Source organism: Cronobacter sp. 153480017-3, assembly GCF_053627815.1.
This window is the reverse complement of sequence record NZ_JBSEYN010000007.1, coordinates 82,323-95,109: the sequence shown is the minus strand read 5'-3', so window position 1 is coordinate 95,109 and position 12,787 is coordinate 82,323. Positions and strand designations below refer to the sequence as shown.

10 protein-coding genes are annotated in these 12,787 nt (G+C 60.9%); 5 read left to right on the top strand and 5 right to left on the bottom strand.

The annotated features are described in order from the left end of the window. Nucleotides 1–3: 3 nt before the first annotated feature. From tauA to mmuP, 3 genes are all read right to left on the bottom strand, one after another. On the bottom strand, nt 4–981 hold the full coding sequence (gene tauA / locus ACUW6V_RS15985) for a taurine ABC transporter substrate-binding protein (protein ID WP_454038604.1): 978 nt from the start codon (nt 979–981) through the stop codon (nt 4–6). A gap of 592 nt (nt 982–1,573) precedes the next feature. Continuing rightward, nucleotides 1,574–2,506 (bottom strand): homocysteine S-methyltransferase, encoded by a 933-nt coding sequence (gene mmuM / locus ACUW6V_RS15980; RefSeq protein WP_454038603.1) that lies wholly within the window; start codon nt 2,504–2,506, stop codon nt 1,574–1,576. Beyond that, a complete protein-coding gene (gene mmuP, locus ACUW6V_RS15975; RefSeq protein WP_454038602.1) occupies nt 2,493–3,893 on the bottom strand; it encodes an S-methylmethionine permease in 1,401 nt (466 codons plus the stop codon). The genes mmuM and mmuP overlap by 14 nt, the downstream gene beginning before the upstream one ends. Before the next feature lie 282 nt (nt 3,894–4,175). Between mmuP and fdhF the strand changes: the two genes are divergently transcribed. The 5 genes from fdhF (at nt 4,176) to ACUW6V_RS15950 (ending at nt 10,526) form a co-directional block, all read left to right on the top strand. Beyond that, the gene (fdhF, locus tag ACUW6V_RS15970) at nt 4,176–7,148 is read left to right on the top strand and encodes a formate dehydrogenase subunit alpha (RefSeq protein ID WP_454038601.1); all 2,973 of its coding nucleotides are present in this window, start codon (nt 4,176–4,178) and stop codon (nt 7,146–7,148) included. After that, the gene (locus ACUW6V_RS15965; RefSeq protein ID WP_004386808.1) at nt 7,148–7,636 is read left to right on the top strand and encodes a DUF1641 domain-containing protein; all 489 of its coding nucleotides are present in this window, start codon (nt 7,148–7,150) and stop codon (nt 7,634–7,636) included. Before fdhF ends, ACUW6V_RS15965 begins: the two co-directional genes overlap by 1 nt. Before the next feature lie 2 nt (nt 7,637–7,638). Beyond that, on the top strand, nt 7,639–9,051 hold the full coding sequence (locus tag ACUW6V_RS15960; protein WP_454038600.1) for a cytochrome ubiquinol oxidase subunit I: 1,413 nt from the start codon (nt 7,639–7,641) through the stop codon (nt 9,049–9,051). After that, entirely contained in the window at nt 9,044–10,051 is a 1,008-nt protein-coding gene (locus tag ACUW6V_RS15955; RefSeq protein WP_454038599.1) for a cytochrome d ubiquinol oxidase subunit II, read from the top strand. Before ACUW6V_RS15960 ends, ACUW6V_RS15955 begins: the two co-directional genes overlap by 8 nt. A 322-nt stretch (nt 10,052–10,373) precedes the next feature. Next, entirely contained in the window at nt 10,374–10,526 is a 153-nt protein-coding gene (locus ACUW6V_RS15950; RefSeq protein ID WP_105602471.1) for a Hok/Gef family protein, read from the top strand. A gap of 94 nt (nt 10,527–10,620) precedes the next feature. Here ACUW6V_RS15950 and zapE read toward each other — a convergent pair whose 3' ends face one another. Continuing rightward, nucleotides 10,621–11,649, bottom strand: coding sequence for a cell division protein ZapE (gene zapE, locus ACUW6V_RS15945; protein ID WP_454038598.1), 1,029 nt, complete (start codon nt 11,647–11,649; stop codon nt 10,621–10,623). 134 nt (nt 11,650–11,783) lie between these two features. Continuing rightward, nucleotides 11,784–12,707 carry a kdo(2)-lipid IV(A) palmitoleoyltransferase gene (lpxP, locus tag ACUW6V_RS15940; RefSeq protein WP_012125542.1) on the bottom strand — a complete coding sequence of 308 codons (924 nt, stop codon included), beginning with the start codon at nt 12,705–12,707 and terminating at the stop codon, nt 11,784–11,786. Between the last annotated feature and the right edge of the window lie 80 nt (nt 12,708–12,787).

The following is a 12,787-nucleotide window of genomic DNA, read 5'->3' as shown; positions in this document are numbered from 1 at the left end:
CCCTTACGGCTGAGCCAGCGGCTTCACAAAGCGATCAGTGACGAACGCGCGGTAATCCTGGCCCGCCTGCGCCACTTTGCCCTGCGCTTTCAAAAACGCGGCGGTGTCGACAATCGCCTGATTCACCGGCCCGTTAAGCTGCTCCACCTGCTGACTGGCGGGAAGATAGGTATTGCCCTTTACCAGCCCCGGCACATCGCTCTGCGGCACGCCGCTTAAGCGCGCGAGCTTCTCCAGATGCTCCGGCTGCGTAAGCCAGCCGTCGGGGTTGTCGAGATAACCGCGCTGGGCCGCCAGCGCGCTGCGGGCAAAGGCAGTGACCACTTCCGGGTGTTTTTCGGCGAAGTCTTTACGCACCACCCAGACATCCAGCGTGGGCGAGCCCCACTTCCCCACCTGCGAGGAGTCGGTCAGCACCGTACCCTCTTTTTCCAGCGCGTTAACGGCCGGTGCCCAGACGTAAGCGCCGTCGATATCGCCCCGCTGCCAGGCGGCGATGATCGCCGGCGGCTGAAGGTTAACGATGCTCAGTTGATCCGGACGAATGCCCCAGTGTTTCAGCGCCGCCAGCAGGCTGTAGTGGGTGGTGGAGATAAACGGCACCGCGATGCGTTTGCCGATAAGATCCTGTGGCATGCGAATCGATTTTTTCACCACCAGCGCCTCGGAGTTGCCAAGCTGTGAGGCGAGCAGAAACACTTCAATGGGGACATTCTGGCTTGCCGCGACAGCGAGCGGGCTGGAGCCGATATTGCCTATCTGCACGTCGCCCGAGGCGAGCGCGCGCACCACGCTGGCCCCGCTGTCGAATTTACGCCACTCGACCGTCGCACCGCTCTCTTTGGCGAAGGTGTTATCCGCCTGCGCCACTTTGGCGGGTTCGGCGGAGGTCTGATACGCGACGGTGACATCTACCGCCTGCGCCTGAAATGCCCACAGCGCCAGCGCGCCGATGAGCGTAATACGCGATGTGATTGCCATACTGTCTGCCCCTGTAGTGTCTTGTTATACGGGCAGTATTTCCGCTGCGGGACATCAGTTGAAGGAATAAAAAAGCATCGCTAATGCCGAATCGTTTTTAGAAAAAAACCGGCAAAGGTTAGTTAATTTTTTGCGCTGGGAAGAGGTGCAGGAGTGAGGATTGGGATGCCGGGTATGCGGTGCTCTCCCATTTCATCGTAGGGTGGGTAAGCGAAGCGCACCCACCGTTTTTCAGCCCGGCCACAACACGGACGGCAAGGTGGATGGTTTTGCTCCGGCTAAAAAAATCGGCCCCTCAGGGCCGATTTCCGCCGGGAGCCGGGATTGCAAAGGGGGCGGCGGCGAGCCCCCTTTGCACGTTCGCGTGAGAGAAAGGCACAGAGGGAAATGACGTGATGGCGAACGGAACGATTTCACCGGCCTGTCATATGCGCCCCGCTCCCTAACTGGCGGGTGCGCTTCGCTTACCCGCCCTACAATTCAGGTCATCTTCTGGTAAAAAAAACGGCGGGTGCGGCTTCGCTTACCCGCCCTACAAAATAGATGCCGAGGTTATGTAGGCCGGGTAAGCGAAGCGCACCCGGCATTTCCCTTAACGCTGCGCGCGCAGCGCCGCGATATCCGCAGGCGTGGTGCGGCAACAGCCGCCAATCAGCGCCGCGCCCGCCGCGCGCCACTCCTCCAGATAATGCGCCAGCGTCTGGCAGGCGTGCCCATCGTGACGCCAGGTTTTGCTCACCGCGTCATACTGCTCGCCGGAGTTCGGGTAAACCACCAGCGGGAGCCGGGTGGCCTCATGCAGACGCGCCAGCGCGGCAGTGGTTTTCTCCAGCGCCACGCAGTTAATGCCGAGCGCCACAATCTGCGGATACGGCGCAAGCGCGGCCGCCACATCACCAAGCGGCGTGCCGTCGCTGATGTGGTCGCTGTCGCGAAGCGTAAAGGTAAACCACGCGCGTGCCTGCGGGTAGCTTTCCAGCAGCGCGGCGAGCGCCAGCGCCTCCGGGAGCGACGGCAGCGTTTCGCAGGCCAGCAGATCCACGCCCGCATCAATGAGCGCTTCCACGCGCGGGCGATGGAAATCCGCAAATTCCGCCGCCGAAAGCGCATAGTCGCCGCGGTATTCCGAGCCGTCCGCCAGGTACGCGCCATACGGCCCGACGGAGCCTGCCACCAGCAGCGGCCCGGCATCCGGCTGTTCGTGGTAATAATCGTCACGCGCCTGACGCGCCAGTTCGACGCTTCGCGCAATCAGCGCCCGTGACTGCGCCTCATCCAGCCCGCGCGCGGCAAAACCGGCTGGCGTCGCCTGGTAGCTGGCGGTAATGGCACACTGCGCCCCGGCGCGGAAGTAATCAAGATGCACCGCGTAAATCAGCTCCGGCTGCTCCATCAGGACTTTCGCAGACCATAAGCTGTCGGCGAGATTACAGCCGCGCGCTTCCAGTTCGGTTGCGAGCGCGCCGTCCAACACCACAAACGGCTGCTGGCTTAAGAGCGGGGTTAACGGGTTATTCAGCGACATGGCGAGGCTCCTCGGTGCGGCGCGTGCGGAAAAATTGCGTCAGATAATACGCGCCGTAGCAGAACGCCACAAACGGCAGCCCGCACCAGAGCGCGATGCGCTGGCCCGGATCGAACGCCAGCCCGACGCAGGCGATAAAACAGAGCGCGAAGCCCAGCACCGACGTCAGCGGGTACCAGGGCGCGCGGTAATGTAATTCGTTGAGCGCCCGGCCCTCGGCCAGATGACGGCGGCGGAACATAAAATGCGCGGCGCAAATGCTGAGCCACACCGCCACCACCGCGAAACCGGAAATCGCCGAGAGCGCCACAAAGACCGTATCCGGTGCCACGATGCTGGAAAACAGCGCCAGCACGCCGCCCAGCATACTCACCGACAGCGCCGTCAGCGGCACGCCGCGACGCGTGAGGCGCGAAAAACCGCGCGGCAGCGTGCGCTCGTTGGCGAGCGACCAGAGCATCCGCCCGGAGGCGTAAAGCCCCGAATTCGCCGCGGACAAAATCGCGGTGAGGATCACGAAGTTAATGATATCGGCGGCGTACGGAATGCCGATTTTCTCAAACACCAGCACGAACGGGCTTTTCACCACGCCCGCCTGATCCATCGGGATCAGCGCCGCCAGCACCAGCACGGTGCCGAGGAAGAAAATCACCAGCCGCACGATGGTCGTGCGAATCGCAACCGGCACCACCTGCTGCGGGTTTTCGGTCTCGCCAGCCGCGATGCCGATAAGCTCGGTGCCGGAAAACGCGAAGTTCACCGCCACCATCGTCATCAGGATTGGCAGCGTCCCGGCGGGGAACCAGCCCGCGGCGGTCAGGTTGTGGAACAGCGGCGCGGGCGAGCCATCTTTCATCGGCAGAATGCCGAACATCGCCGCCCCGCCGAGCACGATAAATGCCACGATAGTGATGACTTTGATAAGCGAAAACCAGAATTCGCCCTCGGCGAACAGCCGCGTGGAGAAAACATTCAGCCCGAAAATCACCACGCAGAAGACCAGACACCAGACCCACACCGGCACCTGCGGAAACCAGTACTGCATACAGAACCCGGCGGCGGTAAAGCTTGAGCCGAGCGCCACGGTCCAGGTGAGCCAGTAGAGCCAGGCGACGGTATAGCCGGTCGCCGGGCCCAGATAGCGCGCCGCGTAGACGTGAAACGCGCCGGTTTCCGGCATGGCGACGGCTAGCTCGCCGAGGCACTGCATCACCAGCCAGACCACCAGCGCGCCGATCAGATACGCCAGCAGCGTGCCCGCCGCCCCGGTCGTGGAAATAATATAGCCGGTATTAAAGAACAGCCCGGTGCCGATAACGCCCCCCAGCGAGAGCATCACCAGATGACGGGCCTTCATGGTGCGTTGTAGCTGCTGCGATTCCTGCATAAACCCTTCTATACGTTCAGACGTCTAAACATCCATAACTGAACGTTATACCGGGAAGCGGTGCGAAATGCAAAAGCCGTCGTGCGCTCAGCCACTTATCCGCAACTGCCGCCGCCTGATTATTCACCGCATACATACTTCGCAACACCCTTCGCTGGCGAAGCCAGGGGTCGGTTACTACCTTTAAGTCACTATAACGAGAGCGCCTCCCCGCGGAGAAGCCGCTCTTCTTCGCTGCGGCGCACGTTCGCGGCACTGGCAAGGCACGTTTGAGGAAGCACTATGCAAGAGTCGCTCTGTACCCTGTTTTATGACGGGAGGCCGCTGACTGGCCCGGCGAATATCCCGCTTATCGATTTTCTGACGGCCTGCGATGTCAAGCTCCCGCACGTCTGTTACCACCCCGCGCTTGAGCCGATGCAAACCTGCGATGTCTGCTGGGTGGAGTATCAGGGCGAGCTGGTGCGCGGCTGTACGCTGAAAAGCGCGCAGGGCATGGAAATTGCCAGCCGCACGCCTGAGGCGCAGGCGGCGCAGCATGAAGGTATGGACAGGCTGCTCGCCAAACATGAACTCTACTGTACCGTCTGCGAACACAACACCGGCGACTGCACCCTGCATAATGCCGTGGCGGATATGCACATCCCGATTCAGCGCTACGAATACCAGCGCAAACCCTACGTGAAAGACCACTCCAACCCGTTTTACACCTACGATCCGGACCAGTGCATTCTGTGCGGGCGCTGCGTGGAGGCGTGCCAGAACGTCGAGGTCAACGAGACGCTGAGCATCGATTACACCATGGCCCACCCGCGTGTGCTGTGGGACGGCGGCGAGACTATCGCCGGCTCCAGCTGCGTGAGCTGCGGGCATTGCGTCACCGTCTGTCCCTGCAACGCGCTGCTTGAGAAAACCATGCAGCCAGACGCCGGGCCGTTTACCAGCATGAAGCAGACGCTCAAGCGCCCGATGATAGATCTCGTGAAAGCCATCGAAAACACCACGGGCGCTGAGATCATTACCGGTATTTCGGTGATGGACATGCACTGGCGGCAGCCGGAAATCAAACGCACCAAAACGGTCTGTACCTACTGCGGCGTCGGGTGCAGCTTCGAGATCTGGACGCGCGACCGCCACGTGCTGAAAGTGCAGCCCGTCGCCGACGCGCCTGCCAACGGCATCTCCACCTGCGTGAAGGGCAAATTCGCCTGGGATTTTCTTAACGATAAAGCACGCCTCACCACACCGCTTATTCGCGAGAACGACCGCTTCCGTGAAGCGAGCTGGGACGAGGCGCTGGAGCTGGTGGCGCGCCGTCTGCTGGCGATCCGCGATCAATACGGGCCGCAGGCCATCGGTTTTATCGGCTCCAGCAAGGGCAGCAACGAAGAGGCCTACCTGACGCAGAAAATCGCGCGCCTCATTATTGGCACCAACAGCGTCGATAACTCGTCGCGCTACTGCCAGAACCCGGCCACCAAAGGACTGTTCCGCACCGTCGGTTATGGTGGCGACGCGGGCACCATTGAGGATCTGCATAAGGCGTCGCTGATTGTGATTGTCGGCAGCAACACCGCGGAGAACCATCCGGTGATCGCCGCGCGCATGAAAGCCGCGAAAAAACATCACGGGCAGCAGCTTCTGGTGGTGGATCCGCGCCGTCACGAAATGGCCGAGCGCGCCGACCGTTACCTGCGCATTCGCCCCGGCACCGATATGGTCTGGGCCTCGGCGATGGCGCGCTATATGTTTGACCACGGCTACGCCGACGAGGCGTTTCTCGCCGCGCACGTCAACCAGGTGGACGAATACCGCCAGTCGCTCGCGCCATTCACGCTGGACTTCGCCGCCAGCATTACCGGGCTCACGGTAGAGGAGCTGACCGCCGCCGCCGAGCTTATTGGCAACGCGCCGTCCGTCTGCATCGTCTGGGCGATGGGCGTGACCCAGCACAGCCACGGCGCGGACACCAGCACCGCGCTCTCCAACCTGCTACTGGTCACGGGCAACTACGGTCGCCCCGGCACAGGTGGCTACCCGATGCGCGGGCATAATAACGTGCAGGGCGCGAGCGATTTCGGCTGCCTGAAAAACTACTACCCCGGCTATGAATCGGTGAGCGATGAAACCGTGCGCGCCAAATGGGCGAAAGCCTGGGGCGTGGCGCCGGAAAAACTGTCGCTGGAGGCAGGCTCGGATAACTTCGAGATGGTGGAGCACGCGCGCACGAAACAGATTCGCGCCATGTATGTCATTGGCGAAGAGACGGCGTTTTCCGACGCTGACAGCACTAACGTGCACGAGGGTTTTACCGATCTCGATTTCCTGGTGGTGCAGGATCTCTTCTTAAGCCGCACCGCGCAGTTCGCCGATGTGGTGCTGCCTGCCTGCCCGAGCATTGAAAAAGACGGCACCTATGTGAATACCGAGCGACGCATTCAGCGCTTCTATGAAGCCATGCCGCCGCTCGGCGACAGCCGCCCGGACTGGCGCATTTTGACCGAGCTTGCCGCACGCATGGGCCACGACTGGGGTTACACGCACCCGTCGCAAATCATGGCGGAGGCGGCGAGTATCGCCACGCTGTTTGCAGGCGTCAGCTATGAGCGTCTTGAGGGCTGGAACTCCCAGCTCTGGCCGGTGAAACCTGACGGCGAAAGCACGCCGCTGCTCTACACCGACGGGTTTAACTTCCCGGATGGCCGCGCCGTGCTCTACCCGCTGAAGTGGCAACCGCCCGCCGAAGCGCCGGATGACGAATACGATCTGGCGCTCAATAACGGGCGCATGCTGGAGCATTTCCAGTCGACCAACCAGAGCGGACGCGGCGGGCGTACAATGTCGCTGTCGCCCGACTGGTTTGTGGAAATCAGCCCGCAGCTTGCCGCTGAGCGTGGGCTTTTAGAGGGCGACTGGGTGAAACTCACCTCGCGACGCAGCTCGCTGGAGGTGCCGGTGGTCATCACCGATCGCGTGGCGGGCCAGTCGCTCTTTATCTCTATTCATCAGGGCAAACCCGGCATTAACGCGCTCACCGGCGAGCACCACGACCCTGACGTCAACACGCCAGCGTATAAAGAGCTCGCGGTAAAACTGGAGAAACTCTCCCGCGCGCCGCACCCGTCTCCGCTGCCGCGGCACAACTTCCGCTATGGTGCCCGCACGCCGATGGCGGGCGTGCCGGTCGAAGAGAAATGGCAGCGTGACGATTACCGTCTGCCGCCCGAACAGGAACCTCACCCGGAGAAATTTTAATGGCTAAAGCGATTGACTATCAGCCCGAGCCGCCACGTATCGGCCCGACGGCGGACGAAGAGCTGCAACGCCTGCTCCAGACGCTGCATGAGCATGGCGTGCTGCGCCTGACCAATGATCTGGTGGCGTCCAACAACGAGTGGATCAAGGTCATCATCGACGGCCTGAGCCGCAAAGGTTCGCTGAACGTTATCCAGAACATCTCTGTGCTGCTGATGGCGCTCTCCACCATTCCGCCGGAGCGGATGTATAAGCTCGCCTTCGGCGTGCGCGATTTCGCCGCGGAACTGAGCCGCGAAGAAGCGCGCCCGGAAAGCGAACAGGCCGACGCGCCAGGCGCGCGCGGGGCATGGAAAATGCTGCATGACGATGAGCTGTGGCGCTCTTTGACGCCGCTGCTCAATGGTCTGAAAGCCTTCTCCCGCCGCATGGAAGAGGAGGTGGACAAACCCATCTCCTCGTTTACCGGCAAGCCGAGCGACGCCTGACAATGATTAGCCCGGAAACCGCGCTGCTTTTGGCGCGCAGCCAGTTCGCCTTCACCATCGGGTTTCACATCGTGCTGGCGGCGCTGACGATAGGCCTCGCGCAGTGGCTGATGCTGCTGGAGGGCTTGTGGCTGTGGCGCAGGCAGCGCATTTATCTCGATCTCTATAAATACTGGAGCAAGATCTTTGCCCTGAACGTCGCGGTCGGCGTCGTCACCGGCGTGCTGATGGAATTCCAGTTCGGCGCCAACTGGGGCGAGCTTTCCAGCCGCGCCGGGGCCGTGATGGGGCCGCTGATGTACATGGAAGTGCTGGTGGCGTTTTTCCTCGAAGCGGGCTTTATGGGCGTGGTGCTGTTCGGCATGGGCAAAGTGCGCCCGTGGGTGCATTTTCTCGCCACCTGCGTGGTGGCGGCAGGCTCGCTGTTCAGCGCCTTCTGGATATTGTCGGCGAACTCCTGGATGCAGACGCCCGCGGGTTTCATCATCGGGCCCGATGGCCGCTTTCAGCCCGTTGACTGGTGGGCGGTGATTTTCAACCCGTCCTTTCCGTACCGGCTGATACATATGTCCATCGCCGCGCTGCTCGCCACCGCGTGCCTGGTGGCGGCGGTCGGCGCGTGGCACCTGCTCAAACGCCCGCAACAGCCGGGCGCGCGGCGAATGTTCTCCTGGGGGCTGTGGGTATTGCTCGCGCTTGCGCCCCTTCAGGCAGTGGTGGGTGATCTGCATGGCGAAAACACCCGTGACCACCAGCCGGTTAAACTGGCGGCGATGGAAGGCAGCTGGAACCCGCCGCCGCCCGGCGAAGGCGAGCCGCTGCGGCTGTTCGCGATCCCGAATATGGAGGCGCGGCGCAACCACGTTGAAGTGGCGATCCCGTCCGTCGGCTCGCTCTATCTGCGCCATAACCTCACCGGCACCATTCATAGCCTGAATCAGTATCCGCCGGACGAACTGCCCTGGGTGCCCGGCGTCTTCTTCGCGTTTCGCGCAATGGTCGGGCTCGGCTTCCTGATGATTTTTGTTGGCGTCGCCGGGCTGGTGGTGCGGTTGCGTGGCCGGTTGTGGAAGGCACGCTGGCTGCAGCGCGGCATGGTGGCGATGGCACCGGCGGGCGTTATCGCGATGCTCGCGGGCTGGGTCGTCACCGAGACGGGCCGCCAGCCGTGGACCGTTTATGGGCAGCTGCTGACCCGGGAGAGCGCCTCGCCCATCGCGCCCTCGCTGGTGCTCGGCTCATTTGTCGCGATTGTGGTGGTCTATCTGCTGATTTTCGCGCTGGGTATGGGGTTTATGTTGCGCCTGCTCGCGAAACCGCCGGGCGACGATACGCCGTATGCCAACCCGTCCGTGGCGGCGCAAACCGGCAGCGGCGTGACGCCGCACAGCCTGCGGGGGCATTCAGATGACTGAACTACTGCTTTCTCTGCCGCTGTTAACGCTGCTCTGCGCCGGGGCGCTCGCCGCAGGCGTGCTGATTTACGTGTTGCTCGACGGCGCGGATCTCGGCGTAGGGCTGCTCGCACCGTTTCAGTCGCCACAGGCGCGCCAGCAGATGAACATTTCGCTGCTGCCGGTCTGGGACGGCAACGAAACCTGGCTGGTGCTGACCGCGGGCGCGCTGCTGGCGATGTTCCCGGTCGCCTTCAGCATTCTCTACAGCGCGCTCTACCTGCCGGTCTATCTCATGCTGCTGGCGATGATTGTGCGCGGCGTGGCGATTGAGTACCGCCACCTGCGCCCGCGGCTGTTCGACGCGCTGTTTATCGCAGGCTCCTGGCTGACGTCGTTAAGCCAGGGCGCGACGATGGGCGCGTGGGTTGAAGGCATTACCCATAACGGCGCGACATTTACCGGCGGCCCGATGGACTGGCTGTCGCCCTTTTCGGTCTTCTGCGCGATGGCGCTCAGCGTCGGCTATGCGCTGCTCGGCGCATGCTGGCTTATCTGGCGCTGCGAAGGAGAACTCAACGCGTGGGCGCGGCGTCAGGCCATGTGGCTTGCCATTCTCACCGCCGCGCTGCTGGCCGGGCTGCTGGTCTGGACGGTGCAGCTCAATGAGACCTACCGGCTGCATCTGCAACTGTGGCGCTGGAGCGGGCCGCTGGCGGCGGTGGGTTTGCTGGCGTTTTTGGGCGTGATACTGACGCTGCGCCAGCGGCGCGATTTCCTGCCGCTCGCGATGACGCTTTTGCTGTTTATCGCGGCGTTCGGTGGAATGCTGCTGGCCGTTTTTCCGTTTATTCTGCCGCCGAATCTGTTGCTTATTCAGGCTGCAGCGCCGCCCGCCACGCAGAAGCTGATGCTTATCGCGTTCGGCATTTTTGTGCCCGTTACGCTTATCTATAACAGCTGGGGGTTCTGGGTGTTTCGCGGCAAGATCCACGCCGTGCGGGAAGACGAGCGCCCCTGACGCATGATGCGGGGGCCACTTCTGCACGGCCATAAATAAGAAAAAGAATAACAGGAAGCGGTAACGGGAATAGTCGCGGCGCACAAAAGAAGTGAATATTCACTCTGGCTGATTTTAATAAACAGCGAAAAAGAAAAGATTTTACGAATTTAAAAGAAGCGTATTATTCGCGGCGGGTGCCTGAGGCTTTCTGGTTTCAGGCATTATGCAGGTTCTGGAAAGATGAAGGCCCCGAGTTAATTACCTTAACCCGAGGCCGACACATGAACCCGAACAGTTCATATGTTAGCCTCTTACTCGCCTTTCGGCAAGGAGAATGGCTATGAAGGACAATACTTTTATCTGGTGCATTATTATTCTTTGTGTGACGGTATTAATGTTCACCACCCTTTCACGGGAAACGCTTTGCGAGCTGCGCTTGCGGGGCGCGGGTATGGAGATTGTCGCTTCACTGGCTTGTAAACCCAGAGAGTAAGCGTCTGACGCGGGGAGCAATCCCCGCGATTTGACTGGCGGATTTATGCCTTCAGGCACCCTTATTTATTATTTACCGGCACATATCAATTATATTAACCGGTAACAGGATCTTGTATTACCCGTAATTGCGCCAGACGGCTGGCGGTGCGTCCAATATCGTCAAGCCCAACGGCATCCGTAATTTCAGCGACCGAATACGCGCTCGAAACAAATAACTTTCGCTGCTTATCATAGAGCACATCAATAAGATTAATAAACCGCTGCGCCGCCGCCGGGCTGACGCGCGAAAGCCGCGGCACATCATCAATAAACCAGCAGGAATACGTTTCACACAGCGTTAAATAATCCATGACCGCTGTCGGCGCTTCACATATTCCCGCAAAGGTGAAATGCAGCAGATGGCTCGGCGGTGACGCGGCATAAAAGGTGTGATAACCGGCCGTGACCGCAAATTCACCGTGCGCCACCGCAAGCCCGTGCGCCGCACGCTGGTCAGGCGTGCCGGGCCGCAGCCACGCGCCTTCGCTGAACAGCCCGGCGTCGCTGCCCGCCTCAAGGCGGTAATCGCGCTCGCCATTGAGGGCGAAAATCGTCATCTCTCGCTCGATAAGCGCGATGGAAGGCACAAACAGCTCATGGTAGAGCGGGTGTGAAAGCAACTCTCGCGGCGAATAATTGGAGGTCAGGATCAGCGTGATATTCATCGCCTGCGCCACCTCTAAAAGCTTTTTGGCGAGCATCGCATCGCCCGGATCGTGCAGGTGGAATTCGTCAAAGCAGAGCAACCGCGCGTCGCCTAACTGCGCGCGCAGCGCCTGCTCCAGCGATTTATCCACCATGCGCTGATGGAGTTCGCGAAAGAAATCATGGAAGTGCGCGCGTTTTTTCGCCGCGAGCGGCAGCGAGGCAAAGAAGTTATCGACAATAAAGCTTTTGCCACGCCCCGGCCTGCCCCAGACATACAACCCGGCAAACCGCGCGTGGCCCGCCAGCAGCGGCGCGGCGAGGCTATCGAGCTCGCTGATAAGCCGCGTCTGGTCGCTATCAAGGCGCAGCGCTTTTCGCTGTGCCAGCATTTGCATGGTTTCGCGAAACGAAAAGGGGGCGGCAATCCGGGCCATCGCGGCAGCTCCATATGTAAACAAAATGTTATTAACCCACACTCCGCGTGTTTTTTCAAAAAACGCCGCACAATCTCATAAAGAGACGCAAAAAAAAGCCCCGCACGGCGCGGGGCTTTCTGTAGAAACGCGTATCAGGTATAGAGCGACGCTTCGCCCGCCGGGCGGGTTTTGAAGCGGCGGTGTATCCAGAGATACTGCTCCGGCGCGCGCAGGATTTCGCGCTCAATCACTTTGTTCATGTAGCACGCCGCGGCGGCTTCATCTTCACGCGGGTAGCCCTGAAGCTCCGGCTGAATAATCAGTTTATAGCCGCTGGCATCGGGGTTGCGGATCATCACAATGGTCAGCATCGCCGCGTTGCTCAGGCGCGAGAGCACATACGTCCCGCGCGTGGTGGCGGCGTCGTTTACTGCAAACAGCGGCGCGAAGGTGCTGCCGCGCGGGCCGTAATCCTGGTCCGGCGCAAACCAGACCGCTTCGCCCTGCTTCAGCGCGTTGACCATGCCTTTGAGATCTTTACGGTCGATCATCGCTTTGTTAGAGCGCATACGCCCTTTGGTCTGCGCCCACTCCATCGCTTTATTGTTGTGCGGTCGGTACATCGCCATCATCGGCTTGCACAGGCCCATCACGCGCCCGCCAAGCTCCAGCGACATAAAGTGCACACCAATCACGATAACGCCGCGCCCCTGCGCGCTCGCCTGATGCAGGTGATGCAGCCCTTCGACGTTAAACCATTTTTTAATGCGCGCGTCCGACCAGAACCAGGCCATGCCGGTTTCCAGCAAAGCCATGCCGAGCGACAGGAAGTTTTCCTGAATCAGCTGCTCTTTTTGCGCCTCGCTGAAATTCGGGAAACAGAGTTCGAGATTGCGGCGCAGGATTTTCTCACGACGCTTCAGAAAGCGGCGCGAGTTGCGGCCAAGGAATGCGCCAAGGCGCATCAGCAGCGGGTGCGGCATTTGCACCAGCAGCCACAGCAGGCCAAGACCAAACCAGGTAAACCAGTAGCGCGGATGCAGCAGCGCACGGGAAAAAGGCGTGACGTGATTCATAAAGCCCCTTTATGCACAGAGATGTATCGCATAAAGAAGCCGTTCCGTAAGCGGTACAAACCAGACAGACAATCATTCAG